Annotated in this window: 20 protein-coding genes; 15 read left to right on the top strand and 5 right to left on the bottom strand. The window is 65.2% G+C overall.

Annotated elements, in window-relative coordinates; translation table 11 throughout:
* Positions 1 to 83 precede the first annotated feature (83 nt).
* The 6 genes from B0E41_RS21565 to B0E41_RS21540 all read left to right on the top strand — a co-directional run bounded on the left by B0E41_RS21565 (position 84) and on the right by B0E41_RS21540 (position 4,426).
* Positions 84 to 590, top strand: coding sequence for a hypothetical protein (locus B0E41_RS21565; RefSeq protein ID WP_077334328.1), 507 nt, complete (start codon positions 84 to 86; stop codon positions 588 to 590).
* Positions 587 to 1,246: an ATP-binding cassette domain-containing protein gene (locus B0E41_RS21560; RefSeq protein WP_077334326.1), complete on the top strand. Its 660-nt coding sequence runs from the start codon at positions 587 to 589 to the stop codon at positions 1,244 to 1,246. The genes B0E41_RS21565 and B0E41_RS21560 overlap by 4 nt, the downstream gene beginning before the upstream one ends.
* On the top strand, positions 1,243 to 2,454 hold the full coding sequence (locus tag B0E41_RS21555) for an FtsX-like permease family protein (RefSeq protein WP_077334324.1): 1,212 nt from the start codon (positions 1,243 to 1,245) through the stop codon (positions 2,452 to 2,454). The genes B0E41_RS21560 and B0E41_RS21555 overlap by 4 nt, the downstream gene beginning before the upstream one ends.
* 5 nt (positions 2,455 to 2,459) lie before the next feature.
* Positions 2,460 to 2,702, top strand: a complete 243-nt coding sequence (locus tag B0E41_RS21550; protein WP_077334322.1) for a hypothetical protein — start codon at positions 2,460 to 2,462, stop codon at positions 2,700 to 2,702.
* Positions 2,703 to 2,820: 118 nt separating this feature from the next.
* Complete coding sequence (locus B0E41_RS21545) at positions 2,821 to 3,387, top strand: DUF3299 domain-containing protein (protein WP_077334320.1); 567 nt, start codon at positions 2,821 to 2,823, stop codon at positions 3,385 to 3,387.
* Between the two features lie 82 nt (positions 3,388 to 3,469).
* Positions 3,470 to 4,426, top strand: coding sequence for an AEC family transporter (locus tag B0E41_RS21540; RefSeq protein ID WP_077334318.1), 957 nt, complete (start codon positions 3,470 to 3,472; stop codon positions 4,424 to 4,426).
* A gap of 113 nt (positions 4,427 to 4,539) precedes the next feature.
* Here B0E41_RS21540 and B0E41_RS21535 read toward each other — a convergent pair whose 3' ends face one another.
* Both B0E41_RS21535 and B0E41_RS21530 read right to left on the bottom strand, forming a co-directional pair.
* Entirely contained in the window at positions 4,540 to 4,995 is a 456-nt protein-coding gene (locus B0E41_RS21535; protein WP_077334316.1) for a TM2 domain-containing protein, read from the bottom strand.
* A gap of 61 nt (positions 4,996 to 5,056) precedes the next feature.
* Positions 5,057 to 5,596 (bottom strand): GNAT family N-acetyltransferase, encoded by a 540-nt coding sequence (locus B0E41_RS21530; protein WP_077334314.1) that lies wholly within the window; start codon positions 5,594 to 5,596, stop codon positions 5,057 to 5,059.
* Between the two features lie 193 nt (positions 5,597 to 5,789).
* On the opposite strand from B0E41_RS21530, the gene rpsP reads away from it, so the two are divergent.
* The 6 genes from rpsP (at position 5,790) to B0E41_RS21500 (ending at position 9,755) form a co-directional block, all read left to right on the top strand.
* The gene (gene rpsP, locus B0E41_RS21525) at positions 5,790 to 6,047 is read left to right on the top strand and encodes a 30S ribosomal protein S16 (protein WP_077334312.1); all 258 of its coding nucleotides are present in this window, start codon (positions 5,790 to 5,792) and stop codon (positions 6,045 to 6,047) included.
* 47 nt (positions 6,048 to 6,094) lie between these two features.
* Positions 6,095 to 6,685 carry a ribosome maturation factor RimM gene (gene rimM, locus B0E41_RS21520; RefSeq protein ID WP_077334310.1) on the top strand — a complete coding sequence of 197 codons (591 nt, stop codon included), beginning with the start codon at positions 6,095 to 6,097 and terminating at the stop codon, positions 6,683 to 6,685.
* Positions 6,686 to 6,696: 11 nt separating this feature from the next.
* Positions 6,697 to 7,473 (top strand): tRNA (guanosine(37)-N1)-methyltransferase TrmD, encoded by a 777-nt coding sequence (gene trmD / locus B0E41_RS21515; protein ID WP_077334308.1) that lies wholly within the window; start codon positions 6,697 to 6,699, stop codon positions 7,471 to 7,473.
* Between the two features lie 145 nt (positions 7,474 to 7,618).
* Positions 7,619 to 7,975: a 50S ribosomal protein L19 gene (rplS, locus tag B0E41_RS21510; RefSeq protein WP_077334306.1), complete on the top strand. Its 357-nt coding sequence runs from the start codon at positions 7,619 to 7,621 to the stop codon at positions 7,973 to 7,975.
* Between the two features lie 121 nt (positions 7,976 to 8,096).
* The gene (locus B0E41_RS21505) at positions 8,097 to 8,795 is read left to right on the top strand and encodes a CoA pyrophosphatase (RefSeq protein WP_077334304.1); all 699 of its coding nucleotides are present in this window, start codon (positions 8,097 to 8,099) and stop codon (positions 8,793 to 8,795) included.
* A gap of 30 nt (positions 8,796 to 8,825) precedes the next feature.
* The gene (locus B0E41_RS21500; protein WP_077334302.1) at positions 8,826 to 9,755 is read left to right on the top strand and encodes a CobD/CbiB family protein; all 930 of its coding nucleotides are present in this window, start codon (positions 8,826 to 8,828) and stop codon (positions 9,753 to 9,755) included.
* An 8-nt stretch (positions 9,756 to 9,763) separates the two neighbouring features.
* Here the strand turns inward: B0E41_RS21500 and rsgA are convergent, their stop codons facing one another.
* Together rsgA and B0E41_RS21490 are read right to left on the bottom strand one after the other, a co-directional pair.
* Entirely contained in the window at positions 9,764 to 10,717 is a 954-nt protein-coding gene (rsgA, locus tag B0E41_RS21495; RefSeq protein ID WP_077334300.1) for a ribosome small subunit-dependent GTPase A, read from the bottom strand.
* A gap of 38 nt (positions 10,718 to 10,755) precedes the next feature.
* Positions 10,756 to 12,024, bottom strand: a complete 1,269-nt coding sequence (locus B0E41_RS21490; protein WP_077334298.1) for a M48 family metallopeptidase — start codon at positions 12,022 to 12,024, stop codon at positions 10,756 to 10,758.
* A 99-nt stretch (positions 12,025 to 12,123) separates the two neighbouring features.
* On the opposite strand from B0E41_RS21490, the gene orn reads away from it, so the two are divergent.
* Together orn and B0E41_RS21480 are read left to right on the top strand one after the other, a co-directional pair.
* Positions 12,124 to 12,723, top strand: coding sequence for an oligoribonuclease (gene orn, locus B0E41_RS21485; RefSeq protein ID WP_077334296.1), 600 nt, complete (start codon positions 12,124 to 12,126; stop codon positions 12,721 to 12,723).
* A 61-nt stretch (positions 12,724 to 12,784) separates the two neighbouring features.
* Positions 12,785 to 14,374, top strand: coding sequence for an inorganic phosphate transporter (locus tag B0E41_RS21480; RefSeq protein WP_077334294.1), 1,590 nt, complete (start codon positions 12,785 to 12,787; stop codon positions 14,372 to 14,374).
* Between the two features lie 136 nt (positions 14,375 to 14,510).
* On the opposite strand, the gene B0E41_RS26800 is transcribed toward B0E41_RS21480, so the two are convergent.
* Positions 14,511 to 14,726 carry a hypothetical protein gene (locus B0E41_RS26800; protein WP_143433954.1) on the bottom strand — a complete coding sequence of 72 codons (216 nt, stop codon included), beginning with the start codon at positions 14,724 to 14,726 and terminating at the stop codon, positions 14,511 to 14,513.
* Here B0E41_RS26800 and B0E41_RS21475 point away from each other — a divergent pair.
* A complete protein-coding gene (locus B0E41_RS21475) occupies positions 14,725 to 16,644 on the top strand; it encodes a DEAD/DEAH box helicase (protein WP_077334292.1) in 1,920 nt (639 codons plus the stop codon). The two genes, B0E41_RS26800 and B0E41_RS21475, sit on opposite strands and share 2 nt — an antisense overlap.
* Positions 16,645 to 16,759: the final 115 nt, after the last annotated feature.

The following is a 16,759-nucleotide window of genomic DNA, read 5'->3' as shown; positions in this document are numbered from 1 at the left end:
TTTAAACTGTTGCAACTGAATTGCGTTAATTCGCAAGGATGGCGATATTAACGCAACTTTGTTGCAATAATCGAGGCGAACCCATGTCCACCCGTCCCACCAAAGAACCCGCCGCCGTGCCGCCCGAGATCCAGACCCGGCTGGAAGCGGCGGGCCTGCGCCGCACCCTGGCCACGCGCGCCGTGCTCGGCCTGTTTCTCGCCAATCCGCAAGGCACGCTGAGCCATGCACAGGCGCTGGCCTCGCTCACCGCCCGCGGGCTGGACATCAACCGCGTCACGCTTTACCGCCTGCTCGACCGCCTGGCCGCCTGCGGCGTGTTGCAGCGCCACGCCGACGACGGCGCGCGCACCTGGCGCTACGGTCTGGCCGACACCGGCGAAGGCACGGCGCCCCGTTTTGAGTGCGACGCCTGTCACCGCCAGTTCCGCCTCACCGAGGCCAGCGCGCCGACGCAGGCCGTGGCGAGCGACCTGTTTCGCACGCTGGCCGGGCTGGGCCACCAGGGTCTGCGCGTCGATGTGTCGATCCACGGCACCTGCGCGAGCTGTGTGCCGGGCGCAGACGCCGGCGGGGAGCCCTTGCCGTGATCGAAACGCGGGGTTTGAGCCACGCCCACCCCGGTGGTCCGGCGCTGCGTTTTGAGGATGTGGCGGTGTCGCAGGGCGGCACGCTGCTGCTGCGCGGCGCCTCGGGCAGTGGCAAGTCGACCTGGCTGGCGCTGGCCGCCGGCCTGCTCACGCCGCAGGCGGGCGAGATGATCGTGGCGGGTCAGGCGGTGGCGCTGCAAAAGCCCGGCGAGCGCGACCGCTGGCGCGCGCGCTGCATCGGCTTTCTGCCGCAGAAACTGTTTCTCAGCGAAGCGCTCAGCGTGGCCGAAAACCTGGCGCTGGTGTATTTCGCCAGCGGCCAGCCGGTGGACCGGGCGGCCATTCAACGGGCGCTGGCGGCGCTGGAGTTGGGCGCGCTCGCCGCGCGCAAGCCCTCGCAGCTCTCGGGCGGGCAGGCGCAGCGTGTCGCGCTGGCGCGGGCCTTGTTGCTGCGCCCGCCGGTGCTGCTGGTGGACGAGCCCACCGCCAGCCTCGACGACGCAGCGTGTGCCGCCGCGCTGGCCCTGCTGCAACATGGCGCGGCCCAGACCGGCGCCACGCTGGTGATCGCCACCCACGACGCGCGGGTGGTGAACGCCCTTCCAGCCGCGCCGGTGCTCAACTTCCGTGCGATACATCAGGAGGCCGCCGCATGAACGTGCTCAGCCTGTCCTGGCGCTACCTCTGGTCGCGGCCGCTGGCCACGGTGCTCAACCTGCTGCTGCTCACGCTGGGGCTGGCGTCGATGGCCTTTGTGCTGATCGCGAAAGACCAGATCGACCGCGCCTTCGAGCGCGACCTGCAGGGCATTGACGCGGTGGTCGGCGCCAAGGGCAGCCCGATGCAACTGATCCTGGCGGGCGTGTTCCACCTCGACGTGCCGCCGGGCAACATCGCGCTCGACGACATGAAACAGCTGCAGGCGCACCCGCAGGTGGCGCAGGTGATTCCGCTCAGCCTGGGCGACAACCTGCAGGGCTTTCGCATCGTTGGCACCACGCACGATTACCCCGCTCACTACGGCACGACGCTGGCGCAGGGCGCGCTCTGGACCCAGCCCATGCAGGCGGTGCTGGGCGCGCAGGTGGCCCGCGCCACCGGGCTGGTGGTCGGGCAGGATTTCGCGGGGGCTCACGGCCTGGGCAACGGCGGCGCCGAGCACGGCGAGGCGCTCTACCAAGTGACCGGCGTGCTCGCGCCCTGCGGCTGCGTGCTCGACCGGCTGGTGCTGACCGCGACCGAGTCGGTCTGGAAGCTGCACGACGAGATGCACGCGACCGAGGACATGGACGAAGAAGACCGCGCCGCCATTGAGGCCGACCGCGAGGTCACGATGGCGCTGATCCGTTACAACAGCCCGCTCGCGGCCATGGCTTTTCCGCGCTTCATCAACGACAACACGCCCATGCAGGCGGCGTCGCCCGCGCTGGAGATCACGCGCCTCTTGAGCATGGTTGGCGTCGGCACGCGGGTGCTGCAGGGGCTGGGCGCGGTGCTGCTGAGTGTGGCGGGTCTGTCGGTCTTCATTGCACTGTGGAGCGCGGTGCGCGAGCGCCGCGCCGACCTCGCCATGCTGCGCATGCTGGGCGCACCGCCGCTGAAGGTGGGAGCCTTGCTGCTGTGTGAATCGCTCTGGCTGGCTGCGCTGGCCTGTGCGCTGGGCCTGCTGGCTGCGCACGGGCTCACGGCCTTGATGGGCGCGTTGTTGATGGCCGAGCAGTCGCTCGCCATTTCGGGCTGGCAATGGGTTCCCGCTGAAGGGTGGGTGCCGGTGCTGGCCTTTGTCGTGGCGGTGGTGGCGGCGCTGGTGCCGGCCGTCAGCGCCTACCGGGTCGATGTGACCCAACTGTTGAACACGAGGTGAATGAAATGAAGCCATCCGCTCTGGTCCTGTCTCTTTGCGCTTTCATGGCCACGGCCGCCATGGCCCAGCACTCTGACCAGGAGATCAAGGAAGACGTTGCGCGCCACCGCGCCATGGCCGCCGCCCACGAGGCCGCCGCCAAATGCATGGAAGCGGGCAAAGGTGAAAAGGTCTGCATGGCGGAACTTCAGACCGCTTGCAAGGGCCTGGCCATTGGAAAATACTGTGGGATGAAACACAGCCATTGACATTGATGGTCCACCCCTGCGCCGCGCTGCGCGCGTCACCCCCTCAAGGGGGCAACGCGAGTGGCCCGGCGAAGCCGGTTCCACCGCGTTCTGGTTCGTGAATTTCCTCTCTTCTTATATGAATCCTCTCTTTCGTGGCGCCTTGTTGCTGTTGGCTTGTTGTTCCGGGCTGGCTGGCGCTCAGCTGTCATCGCCGCTGGGTACCGCTCCGGCCAGCAAGCCGTCATCGGAGTCGGGTTCGGGGACAACACCCGCCGTGCCGCATGTGGCGGGGCAGGGGCCGGGGGTGCACAGCCCGCTGTCGCCGTTTGCGCCGCTCGCTGCCCGCGCCGATGTGGTGGCCTGGTCGGTGCTGACCGACATCAAGACGAAGATCCAGAACCGCCGCATCGTGCCGGTGTACACGCCGGCTGTGGCGGCGCTGAACCAGAAGACGCAGCGCCTGCAGGGCTTCATGGTGCCGCTCGGCCCGGGTGAGCAGCAGCGCCATTTCCTGCTGGCCTCGGTGCCGCCGACCTGCTCGTTCTGCACGCCCGGGGGGCCCGAGAGCATGGTCGAGGTGCGCACGCGGGAGCCGGTGAAATACAGCCTGAACGCCGTGGTCGTCGAGGGCAAGTTCCACGTCCTGCAAGACGATCCTTATGGCCTGTACTACCGGATCACCGAAGCTGTTGGGGTGAATTGAGTGGGCGCTGCTTCGTGCAGCATGAAGGCTGTTCGTCCTCTGTCGAGCTGAAAGGGCAAGGCCCTCACGGTACGATTCCCGGGTGAACCTCAGCACCCACCCCGTCGTTGTTTCTCTCACCCCGGTCTTCCTGCTCATCGCGCTCGGTTACCTGGCTGGGCGGCTGAACTGGATACGCGAGTCCGCTGTCAAGGACCTCTCCAACCTGGTCTTCCTGCTGCTGATCCCGGCGCTGCTGTTCCGCACCATGAGTGCTGTGCATGTGGAGACGCTGGACCTGCGCCCGCTGCTGGCCTATTTCCCGGCGGCTTTGCTGTTGCTGTTCGCTTCGATTGCCTGGCGTGGCTTCACCCGCAGCAGCGTGGTGATGGCGCTCGGTGGCGTGTTCTCCAACATGGTGATGATCGGCATCACGCTGGTGGAGCTGGCCTATGGCAAGGATGCGCTGGTCACGCTGCTCACCCTGGTGTCGGTGCACGCGCTGATCTTGCTCACGGTGGGCTCGGTGGTGCTGGAACTGGTGGTGGCGCGCGAGGCGCGAGACGGGGGTGAGCGTGCCCCTCACGTGCTGGAAACCGCGTGGTCCGCGTTCAAGGGCGCGCTGATCCATCCCATTCCCCTGCCCATCATCAGCGGCCTGCTGTTCGCCCAGACCGGGCTGACGCTGCCCACCGTGGTCGACAAGCCCCTGCAACTGCTCGGCAGCGCTTTCGGGCCGATCGCGCTGGTGCTGGTGGGCGTCACGCTGGCGCGCACGCCGTTGGGAGGACACCTCAAGCCCGCCATGTGGATCACGGCGTCGAAGAACCTGGTGTTGCCCTTGCTGGTGGGCGCCTCAGCCTGGGCCTGGGGCATCACCGGCCTGCCACTGACCGTGATGGTCGTGGCCGCCGCCTTGCCGATGGGTGCCAACGTGTTTTTGTTCGCTCAGCGCTACGAGGTGGACCAGGGACTGACCACGGCGGCCATGGGGTTGTCCACGGTGCTGGCGCTGTTCACCCTCAGTCTGGTGATGCTGGTCATGGCCGCAATCAGCTGACGTTCCGGAGCGAAGTGTCTTCCCACCAGAACGCGGTGGAACTGGCTTTGCCAGGCCGCTCGCGTTGCCCCTCGGGGGGTGACGCACCGCAGGTGCGGCGCGGGGGGAGTCCGCTACTGGCTGATTTTCTTGGCTTCTTCGATCTGGTATTCGAAGTAGTGCTGGATGCCGAAGGCCAGGCTGCCCATGAAGGCGGTGGTACCGACGAGCAGCGCCAGCACCAGGGCGCCGATGGTGAGCCAGTTCGTGCCGCCCGCAGCCGACTCGCTGTCGAGCCCGGGGTTGAACCAGCCATTCCACTTCGCACGATCACTCAGCGCGTAGACGATGGCCACCAGGCAGGCCACTGCGATGCTCGCGCCGAGGAACGGGATCAGCACCCAGGACAACTGGTCGTCCTGCCCGTAGGTCTGGACCCGTTCCACGCCCCACCAACCCAACGCCGCGGCGATGGGGTGCAGCCAGCCGAGCCAATCGCCCAGTCCGCGCAGGTAGAAGCGGTGCAGGCCCATGCTGCCGCCCAGCAACGCGAGCCACACGGTCAGGGTCTTGTTCTTGGGGCGGCTCATAAGGAGACCTCCGCTCTTCGAGCTGCGGTGCGAGCTTGCTTGGGGCGGCCCGGCGCTGCGCTCATGCGGCGCTCCCGCTGTCTTCAGGCGGGGTGCTGTCGCCTGCGCCCAGGCTGCGCTGCATGATCACAATGTCGAGCCAGCGGCCGAACTTCCAGCCGCAGGACGGCACCACCCCCACCTGCTCGAAGCCCAGCGCGCGGTGCACGCCGATCGATCCGGCGTTGGCCGAGTCGCCGATCACCGCCATCACTTTGCGCACGCCGCTGCGCTCCAGCTGGGCCATCAGCTCCGCGAGCAGGGCCCTGCCCAAGCCCTTGCCGGCGGTGTCCGGTGCCAGGTAGATCGAGTCTTCCACCGAAAAACGGTACGCCGGGCGCGGCTTGAACCAGTTGCCATAGGCAAAGCCCAGCACCTGCCCGCCTTCCTCGATCACCAGCCAGGGCAGGCCCTTGCCCAGCACGTCCGCACGCCGCACGGCCATGTCGGCCACGCTGGGCGGGGTGGTTTCAAAGGTGCCGGTGCCGTGCAGCACGTGATGGCCGTAGATGTGGGTGATGGCGTCGAGGTCGTCTTCGCGGCTGGGGCGGATCAGGGGCATGTCGGGCAAGGAGATGGATTGAAGAGTTGGTGCTGCGAGGTGTGCCACACGGGCTATAATCGCGGGTTTTGTGGCGTTTCGCTGGCCGGGTGGTCAGTCGTGTGTCTCAGGCGCCGCAATGAATTGGGTTTATTCAGCCAAAAAAACCCACTGAAGCTCCGATCTTGGGGCTTCTCCACCCGAAGGATAAATCATGGTCGTCATTCGACTCTCCCGCGGCGGCTCCAAGTCGCGCCCGTTCTACAACATCGTGGTTGCCGACAAGCGCAACCGCCGCGATGGCCGCTTCATTGAGCGCATCGGCTTCTATAACCCGCTGGCCCGTGGTGGTGAAGAGCCCCTGCGCATCGCTCAGGATCGCCTGTCCTACTGGACCAGCGTGGGTGCCGAGCCGTCGGACACCGTGGTCCGCCTGGTCAAGCAAAACGCCGCCAAGGCCGTCGCTGCCTGATCGGCCTGGCCAGCCCGCCCAGGGTTGGCCGGTCTGCCTCTTTCCGCATGTCCAACAGCCCATTCGCCGCCGCGTCCTTGCCGGACGATGCCATCGAACTGGGCCGGATTCAGGAAGCCTGGGGCATCAAAGGCTGGGTTCGCATCCTGCCGCACAGCGCCGACACCTCGGCCCTGTTTGAAACTTCCGAATGGTTTCTCCAGCCGCCCGAAGCCCGCTTCGCGCGCGGCTTTTCTGCGTTTTCGGGCGTCGTTCGCATCGGTGTGGCCGAGATCAAGGCCCATTCCGACGGCATCGTCGCCCGCCTGGAAGGCCTGGACGACCGCACCGGTGCGGAAGCCCTGAAGGGCGTTCGCATCAACGTGCCGCGCAGCGCCTTCCCCGCCACCCCCGAGGGCGAGTACTACTGGGTCGACCTGATCGGCCTGGAGGTGGTCAACCGCGAAGGCCTGCACATGGGCGTCGTGCGCGACCTCATGCCCACCGGACCGAACTCCGTGCTGGTGATGGAGTACACCGAAACCATCGACGGTCAGGAGCAGACTGCCGAACGCATGATTCCCTTTGTCGGCGCCTACGTGGACGATGTGGACCTCAAGGCCCGCCGGATCACCGTCGACTGGCAGACCGACTATTGACGGAGCGCGCCTTGCGCTTTGACGTCATCACCCTGTTTCCAGAGCTCTTCGAGCCGTTCTTCAAGAGCGGCATCACGCGCCGCGCTTTCGAATCAAAACAGGTTGATGTCCAGTTGTGGAACCCGCGCGATTTCGCCGAGGGCAACTACCGCCGCGTGGACGACCGGCCGTTTGGCGGTGGTCCGGGCATGGTGATGATGGCCGAGCCACTGTGGCAGTGCCTGCAGGCCATTCGCGCCGACCGTGCCGAACCTGGGGACGCCCGCGCTCCGGTGGTGCTCTTTTCTCCCATCGGCCAGCGGCTGGATCACGCGAGCGCCACCGGGTGGGCGGCCAGCTCAGGCGCGGTACTGGTGTGCGGCCGCTACGAAGGCATCGACCAGCGCTTCATCGACACCTGTGTGGACCGGCAGATCAGCCTGGGTGATTTTGTGCTCTCGGGCGGCGAAATCGCTGCGCTGGCCCTGCTGGATTCGGTGGCCCGTCTGATGCCCGGCGTCTTGAGCGACGAGGGCAGCCACCAGCAGGACAGCTTCAACCCCGCGTTGGATGGTCTGCTGGACAGTCCGCACCACACCCGGCCTGAGGTCTGGCAAGGCCCCCAGGGGCCGATGGCCGTGCCAGAGGTACTTCTGGGAGGGCACCACGAACGCATCGCCCGCTACCGCCGCGAGCAGAGCCTGGCGCTGACCGAGCGCCAGCGGCCCGACTTGCTGGTGCAGGCCAGGGAGGCTGGCAGGCTCACCAAAGCCGATGAAGCTTTCCTGCGCCAGCCAAAAAAGCTATAATCAAAAGCTTTTCGATCCTCTGACCGGCCGCCGTGACCGGGCCAGCCCGCAGCAAGCGCCAATCCGTTGGCAACCGTTGGACAGGGCCCCTGCCGGATTCGTGGCCTTTAGTGCAGCGCGGGCATGATCGTGAAATCAGGAAACCATGAACCTCATCCAGACCCTTGAGCAAGAAGAAATTGCTCGCTTGAACAAAACCATCCCGGCGTTTGCCCCTGGCGACACCGTGATCGTCAGCGTGAACGTGATCGAAGGCACCCGCAAGCGCGTTCAGGCCTACGAAGGCGTGGTGGTGGCCCGTCGCAACCGTGGCCTGAACTCCAGCTTCATCGTGCGCAAGATCTCCAACGGCGAAGGCGTGGAGCGCACGTTCCCGCTGTACAGCCCGCTGATCTCCGCCATCGAAGTCAAGCGCCGCGGTGCCGTGCGCCGTGCCAAGCTGTACTACCTGCGCGAGCGCAGCGGCAAGTCGGCCCGCATCAAGGAAAAGCTGGGCGCGTAAGCGAACGGACAACAGCAGGGCGTCTGACCGCTCCCGCTGCCTTGAAAAGAAAGCCGCTCCAAGGAGCGGCTTTTTTGTGCCTGATCGCCGCACGCTGTGTCGTGCCCTATGCTTCGAAACCATGTCCGATCCCTTGCCCCAGCGTTTCCCCCCTTCGTTCGATCCGCGCCAGGTGCCGGTGCTGAAGGGCGCCGGTGATTCGGGGTTGCGTCCACCGGCTCCACAGCGCCTGACGGTGCCGGGCTTGCGTGCGTTGTTCAACAGCCCGCCGATCTGGACCCCGGAGCTGATCAAAGAAAAGAGGTTCGCCGACCGCGCGCCTGCCCATGCCGCTGTGTTGCTGCCGCTGGTCATGCACGAGCGCCCGACCTTGTTGTTGACCCAGCGCACAGCCCACCTGTCGACCCACTCCGGGCAGATCGCTTTTCCAGGTGGCAAGCTGGATGAGGCCGATGCCGATGCGACCGCCGCGGCCTTGCGGGAGACGCAAGAAGAAATCGGCCTGTCGGCCGACTGGATCGAGGTGCTGGGACATCTGCCTGAGTACGTGACTGGCACCTCGTTCACCGTGACGCCGGTGGTTGCGCTGGTGCGACCGGGTTTCGCGCTTCAGCCCAATCCACATGAAGTCGACGATGTGTTTGAGGTGCCGTTGGATTTCCTCATGGACCCGGCCAATCACCACAGACATGGGTTTGAGTGGGACGGTGTGATGCGGGAGTGGTACGCCATGCCCTATCAGGACGGCGCCCACGAGCGCTTCATCTGGGGCGCCACCGCCGGCATGTTGCGCAACCTCTACCGCCTGCTGATCGCCTGAGGCTTCACGCCCCGTCGCTATGATGGCGCCATGAGTTTTTTCGCCATCCTCATCGCTTTGCTGATTGAGCAGACCCGCCCGCTGGGGTTTGACAACCCGGTGCATGCCGGTCTGCGTGGCTGGGCCCGCATGGTCCGGCGCAACCTCGACACCGGACAGCCGGGACACGGCTGGCTGGCCTGGGCGCTGGCGGCGGGTGCGCCTGCGCTGGGTGCTGCGCTGGTGTACTGGGGCTTGTGGCAGTTCAGCAGCGTGTTGGCGTTCGTGTGGCTGGTGATCGTCTTGTACGTGACGCTGGGGTTCCGCCAGTTCAGCCACCATTTCACCGACATTCGCCAGGCGCTGGAAGAGGGGGATGACGCCCGGGCGCGCGAGAAGCTGGCGCAGTGGTTGCACGTGGACACGGTCAGCCTGCCGCGAGCCGAGTTGCTGAGGCAGGTGATCGAACAGTCGGTGCTCGCCGCACACCGCCATGTGTTTGGGGTGCTGGCGGCCTTCGTGGTGTTCTGGCTGTTGGGACTGGGACCAGCGGGTGCGGTGCTGTACCGCATGGCGGAGTACCTGTCTCGCAACTGGAAGGCCCGGCCCGATGGGACGCCCAGCGTGCCGCTGCAGAAGGCCAGTGCCCGAGCCTGGGAGTGGGTGGATCACCTGCCCGCGCGGGCCACTGCACTCGGTTTCGCCGTGGTCGGCAACTTCGAAGAGGCCGTGGCGAGCTGGCGCGGCGAGGCCGAGTTGTTTGCACCAGGCAGCGACGGCGTGGTGCTCGCGGCGACCTCGGGCGCGCTCAACGTGCGACTGAGTTCGCGCGAGGGCGTTGTCGAAGAGGGGGACGGTGTCGCTGCGCGTCCTGAACCGCAACTGGCGCACCTCGCGAGTGCGGTTGGCCTGGTGTGGCGCAGCGTTGTGCTGTGGATGCTCTTACTGGCGCTGCTGACGCTGGCGCGTCTGCTCGGCTGAGCCTGGGCTCAGTAGGCTCTGCGCGCCGAGAGTTCGGCAAAGAGTTCCTGATAGATGCGGTATCGGTTCTCTGCGATGGAACCGCTGCCGTCGACACCCGATCCTTCAGCCGCTTTCTGCACGTGGTTCAACACCGCACAACCGGGTTCATGCAGGTGGGTGCAGTTGTAAAAGCGGCAGTGGCCCAGCGTGGCGCGCAGATCGGGCATCAGGTGCGCGAGCTGCATGGGCTCGATGTGGTTCAAACCAAATTCCTGAAAACCGGGCGAGTCGATCAGCGCCGTGCGCCGCGTGTCGTCCACCCAGTACCAGGTGGTGCTGGTGGTTGTGTGTTTACCCGAGTTGAGCGCGCGAGAGATTTCGCCTGTGAGGGCTTTGGCGTGCGGCACCAGCCGGTTCACGAGTGTGCTTTTGCCCACCCCTGACGGTCCCAGCACCAGGGTGGTCTTGCCGGCCAGTCGCTCGAGGAGCATCTCCAGACCGGCTTCGCTGCCGGCGGCGGTATCGCCTTTCAGGCGCAGCGGCAGCACGTCAGCGCCCATGCGACGGTAAGGTTCCAGCCGCGCCCACGCGTGATCGAATGCGGGCTGCAGGTCGCTCTTGTTGAGCACGATCAGCACCGGAATGCCTTCGGCTTCGGCCGCAATCAGTGAACGCGCCAGCTGGCGCTCTGAAAATTCGGGATCGGCTGCGACCAGCACCAGGATCTGGTCCAGGTTGGCCGCGAACGACTTGGTGCGCAGTTCGTCTTGTCGGTAGAACAGGTTGCGCCGTGTTTCCACGCGCTCGATGCTGCCCTCATCGCCGGTGGGCATCCAGCGCACGCGGTCGCCAACGACGGACTGGCTCTTCTTGCCCCGCGGGTGGCAGATGCGCCGTTGCCCATCGGGGCTTTCCACAAGGCAATGACGCCCGTAGGCAGCGACCACCAGGCCTTCATCCAGACCACCTGGCGCCCCCATGGCATCTACGACATGGGCGCCACGGGTCCGGGCTTGGCTCATGCCGCTGCGCCTTGCAACCGTGCAATGCGCTCACTGGCCGGTGGATGCGAGTAATAGAAACGCGCGTACACCGGGTCGGGCGTGAGCGTGCTGGCGTTGTCTTTGTAGAGCTTGAGCAGCGCACTGGCCAGGTCTTGGCCGTCGGTGTGGGCGGTGGCATAGGCGTCAGCTTCGAACTCGTGACGGCGCGAGAGCTGGGCCATGAGGGGCGAAAGGAAGTAGGTGAACAAAGGGACCACCATCAGGAACAACAACAGCGCGACGGCGTCGTTGGGCGCGTCCAAGGATGGCAAGACACCCAGGCCGTTGTAGAACCAGGCTTGACGCGACACCCATCCGAGCAGCGCGAAGCCCAGCAGGCTGAGGCCAAACATCATCACGGTGCGCTGGAGGATGTGGCGGCGTTTGTAGTGACCCAGCTCATGTGCGAGCACAGCGTCGATCTCGGGTGGCGTCAGCTGCTGCAGCAAGGTGTCGAAAAACACCACCCGCTTGGCCGCACCAAAGCCGGTGAAGTAGGCGTTGGCGTGGGCACTGCGTTTGCTGCCGTCCATCACGAACAAGCCCTTGGCAGCAAAGCCACAACGCTTCATGAGCGCGTTCACCCGGTTCTTCAGTACCTCGTCCTGTAATGGCTCGAATTTGTTGAAGAGCGGGGCGATGACGGTGGGGTAGAACACCAGAAGCAACAGGCTGAACGCCATCCATGAGCCCCAGGCCCAGAGCCACCACGCGGGACCGGCGGCCCCCATGAGCCAGAGCACCAGCGCAGCAATGGGCAACCCGATGAGGGCGCCCACCAGCCCGCCCTTGATCATGTCCGCCAGCCACAGGCCGAGGCTCATCTTGTTGAAGCCAAACCGCTCTTCCAGCCGGAAGGTGGCCCACCAGCCCATTGGCAATGTCAGCACTGCGCCGATCAGGGTGAAGCTGCCCAGCAGGGCGAGCTGCTGCCACATGCCCGGGCCCATCCAGGCCAGCAAGGTCTGATTGAGCCAGTGCAGGCCCCCCAGCAGCGTCCAGCCCAGCAGCAGAAAAGCTTCCAGCGCCGCTTCCAGCATGCCAAAACGGGCTTTGGCCACGGTGTAGTCGGCCGCCTTTCGGTGAGCGTCCAGGCCAATCGTTGCAACGAATGGCTCGGGCACACGGTCCCGGTGACGCACCACGTGGCGAATCTGCCGGCTGGTGAGCACGGTGCGCACGACAAGGCCGAGCACGAGGGCGGCGCAGAAGACCGCGGTGAAAGAAAAGGCGCTTGCATCCATGGTGAGGGAGTCTATCGAAGTGTTGCGGGCGGCTACAAGGCATGGGTTTGACGACGTGGCGCTTTGAGCGCTGGTCGGCGTATCGGTGAAAATCGGCGCATGAGCCTTCAACACACCCACCTGCCGGCCGAAGCCGCCACCGCCAACCCTTCCACGCTGACCAAGAGCGATCAGAACCTGATCTGGCTCGATTGTGAAATGAGTGGCCTGGACCCTGAAAAAGAGCGACTGCTTGAAATTGCTGTGGTGATCACCGGCCCGAACCTGGAGCCTCGGGTGGAGGGACCTGTGCTGGTCATCCACCAGAGTGATGCGGTGCTGAGCGCCATGGACAACTGGAACAAGGGCACGCACGGCAAGAGTGGCCTGATCGACAAGGTCAAGGCCAGCACCTTGAACGAAGACGAGGCGGCTGCCGAGCTCCTGGCCTTCATCGGCAAATACGTGCCGAAGAACGGCTCACCGATGTGTGGCAACAGCATCGGGCAAGACCGGCGCTTCCTGGTGAAGTACATGCCCAAGCTGGAGGCGTATTTTCACTATCGCAATCTGGACGTGAGCACGCTCAAGGAGCTGGCCAAACGCTGGCGCCCTGAGGTGTACGGCAGTTTCAAAAAGCACCAGAAGCACACGGCGTTGGCCGATGTGCACGAATCCATCGACGAACTGGTGCACTACCGGACCCACTTTTTGCGTTGACGAACGGCACACTTCACCCGCCAGATCGCACAGAAGCACCCGGTCTTTCACGAAAGAGGACATGACCCACAAGCACCGCACCAGTTTTTTTCAACGCCACTTGGAATCACTGCAGCTGGGCGTGGCCGTCGTGTTTCTCGTGGCAGTGGGTTTGTATGCTGCGTTGAACGAGGTTCACTTTGCAAACCTGTCTCGATCCTCGGTCTGGTTGCTGATTGCTTCTGCGGTGGTGGGCGCCTACATGGCGATGAACATCGCCGCCAACGATGTGGCCAACAACATGGGCCCCGCGGTGGGGTCGGGTGCCATGTCGATGGGGTGGGCCCTCCTGGTGGCGGCCTTGTTTGAAGCCGTGGGCGCGCTGGTGGCGGGCCATGAGGTGGTGGGGACCATCAAGGACGGCATCATCGACAGCACCCTGATCGCCGATCCGACCCTGCTCGCCTGGGTCATGTTTTCGGCCTTGCTGTCCGCCTCGTTGTGGCTGCATCTGGCCACTGCTGTCGGTGCCCCTGTGTCCACCACGCACTCCATCATCGGCGCCATCATGGGGGGCGGAATCGCGGCCGGCGGCTGGGAGCTGGTGAACTGGGGAATGATGACGTCCATTGTGGTGAGCTGGGTCGTTTCACCCCTGCTGGGCGGACTCATTGCGGCGGGGCTGCTCTATCTGATCAAGCGCCAGATCACCTATCGAAGTGAAATGACCGAAGCGGCGGCCCGCGTGGTGCCCTGGCTGATTGCCGCCATGACATGGGCTTTTGGTACTTACATGCTGCTCAAGGGCATGGGGCAGCGGGTCTCGATCGGATTCTGGCCAGCAATGTTCGCCGGTGCAATCCTGGGCCTGGCGGTCTGGGCGGCGGTGCGGCGTCCCATTGCGCGGCAGGCCCTTCAGCATGCCAACAGCAAGGAGAGTGTCAACCGCCTGTTCATCTGGCCCCTGGTGTGCTCGGCCGCGCTGCTCAGTTTTGCGCATGGCGCCAATGATGTGGCCAACGCCGTGGGTCCATTGGCGGCCATCTACGAGGCGATCAGCCTGGGCGCGGTGCATGCCCAGTCCACCACCCCGCTGTGGTTGATGTTGCTGGGTGCCCTGGGCTTCTCGATCGGCCTGACGTTGTATGGTGCTCACCTGATCCGCACGGTGGGCAAGGAAATCACCGAGCTGGACAACATGCGGGCTTACGCGATTGCCATGGCGTCCGCGCTGACCGTGATCGCGGCCTCCCAATTGGGCCTGCCCGTTTCCACGACGCACATTGCCATCGGCGCCGTGTTTGGCGTGGGTTTCCTGCGCGAGTTGCTGCAGGTGAACCACGCCAAGATGGAGGCGGTGGTGTTTGCCGGTCATCGAGGCCATGATCGCGCCGAAGTCGAAGCCTATTTGCAGCGTTTCGAGGTGGCAGAGATCGACGAGAAGAAGCGCATGCTGGCCGAGATGAAGCGCAGAGCCAAGGAGCGCGAAGGGTTCGACGGCGCGGTGTTCGACAAGGACGAGCGCAAGGCCTTTAAAAAGGCCTACAAAAAAGAAGTGGTCAAACGCGCGGTGGTGCTGCGCATTGTCGCGGCCTGGATCGTCACTGTGCCGGCCACCGCGGCGTTGGCGGCCGTTCTGTACCAGGTCGTGGCGGCCCTTTTGGTGGTCTGAGACGGTCGGATAAAAAAAACCAGGGTTTTCCCTGAAAGTCTGCAATAATCGCAGGCTGCACAGAAAACTGTGCTGATTTGTGCATCTGCCTCACACACCAGGCCTCCCGTATTTGCGCTGTTCTCCCTAGGGGGCTTCAGCCCACCACAGTTTCACTGCGGTGCAACGGATGAGGCCAATCGTTCCGGGTGTCTTCGTTTGATTGAAGGCCCCACGGCGCGTTGACCGTTTGATGGTTGATGTTTTGTAACCACGAACGGATCAAGCGCCAGGAGCGCACGCCCCACGTTGGGCGCAGCTTTCCTGACCGTTTTGCTTCGATCAATTGCGCATCAAGCGCAAGGACGAACATGAGCGACTCTTTTGAAGCCCGCGGCGAATTCACGCCCGACACCCTGCCCGCCGACGCTGTGGCAGACGAATCCATCACCATCGTCGAGCCCACCGCTCCCAACGGCTTCGCGCTGCTGGGTCTGGCGCCCGAGCTGGTGCAAGCCTGTGTGGACCTCGGCTACACCAGCCCGACCCAAGTGCAGAACAACGTGGTGCCCAAGGCCATGCTCGGCGAAGGCGAAAAGCGCTTTGCCGACCTGATGGTCTCCAGCCAGACCGGCAGCGGCAAAACCGCCGCCTTCCTGCTGCCCGTGCTGCACACCTTGCTGCAACAACAGGCCCAGGCCGAAGCCAATGAAAAAGCCGAGTTTGAGCGGAGCGTTGCCGACGCCCTGTCCCGCGGCGAAGTCGCTCCCAAGCGCGCCAAGCGCAAGGACCCGACCAACCCGCGCAATTTCAAGGCAGCCACCCCTGGCGCCTTGATCCTGTGCCCGACGCGCGAACTCGCCCAGCAAGTGGCCAACGACGCCATCGACCTGGTGCGTCACTGCCGTGGCCTGCGCATCGCCAACGTGGTGGGCGGCATGCCCTACCAGCTCCAGATCGCCAAGCTGCAAAACGCTGACCTCGTGGTCGCCACGCCTGGCCGCCTGCTCGACCTGCAGCGCTCGCAGCAGATCAAGCTTGACCAGGTGCAGTTCCTGGTGGTCGATGAAGCCGACCGCATGCTGGACCTCGGCTTTGCCGACGACCTGGCCGATGTCAACGACATGACCAGCCAGCGCCGCCAGACCATGATGTTCAGCGCCACGTTCGCGCCGCGCATCCAACAGCTTGCCATGCGCGTGATGCACGACGGTGGCAAGCACGTGCAAAAGATCCAGATCGACAGCCCGCAAGAGCAGCACGCCAACATCAAGCAGGTGCTGTTCTGGGCCGACAACGCCGATCACAAGCGCAAGATGCTGGACCACTGGCTGCGCGACACCGGCATCAACCAGGCGATCGTGTTTTGCAGCACCCAGATCGAGTGCGACGGCCTGGCCACCGACCTGCAGCAAGTGGGCTTTGCGGCCGTTGCGCTGCACGGGGCTCTGAGCCAGGGCATCCGCAATCGCCGCCTGATGGCGCTGCGCGCCGGCCAGGTGCAGATCCTCGTCGCCACCGATGTCGCTGCTCGCGGCATCGACGTGCCCACCATCACCCACGTCTTCAACTTCGGCTTGCCGATGAAGGCTGAGGACTACACGCACCGCATTGGCCGCACCGGCCGTGCTGGCCGCGACGGTCTGGCCGTGACCATTGCCGAGCTGCGCGACCGCCGCAAGATCGGTGACATCGAGGCCTACACGCGCCAGCGCATTGCGGTGGAAACCGTGCCCGGCCTGGAGCCGCGCCAGCGCGCCCCGATGGCTGAGCCGTTTGGTCGCGGTGGCCCTGGCGGCCGTCCGCAGGGTCGTGGTGGCAACGACCGTTTTGCTGACCGCCGTGGTGCACCCGCTCCGCGCGGCCCGCGTTTCGAAGGTCGTGGCGATGCGCCGCGCTTCGAAGGTCGGGGTGACGCACCGCGTTTTGAGGGCAACCGTTTCGACAACCGGGGTGAAGCCCCGCGTGGCGACGGTCGCTTTGAAGGTCGTCCTGCACCGCGCAGTGAGCCGCGTTTCGACAGCCGTCCAGACAACCGTTTCGAGCGTGATGCCCGTCCTGCGGGTGGTCCCGGCCGTGGTTTTGGAGATCGTCCGCAGGCACCGCGTCCAGGCGCCAAGCCGCAGGGTTTCTCCAGCTTCGGCCGCAGCGACAACGGTGGTGACCGTGGCGGCGACCGCTTCAGCGACCGTGGCAACTCCGAGCGTGCCGCCCTGCGCGGTGGCGAGTTTCCTCAGCGCCGTACCGAAGGTGGCCCGGCCCGTCCGGTCGCTCGCCGCCAGCCGCGCTGATCGATAGGTGGTTTCGAAAAGGCACTGGGTGCCTTCTGTGCCACCCAAAAAAAGCCGCTCCTCGGAGCGGCTTTTTCACGTCTGCCGATCGCTCGCTGGCATATCCACCCGGCGA

Source organism: Hydrogenophaga sp. A37, assembly GCF_002001205.1.
GTDB lineage: Bacteria > Pseudomonadota > Gammaproteobacteria > Burkholderiales > Burkholderiaceae_C > Hydrogenophaga.
The sequence above is the reverse complement of the archived record's forward strand: the minus strand, read 5'-3'. Positions and strand labels throughout refer to the sequence as shown.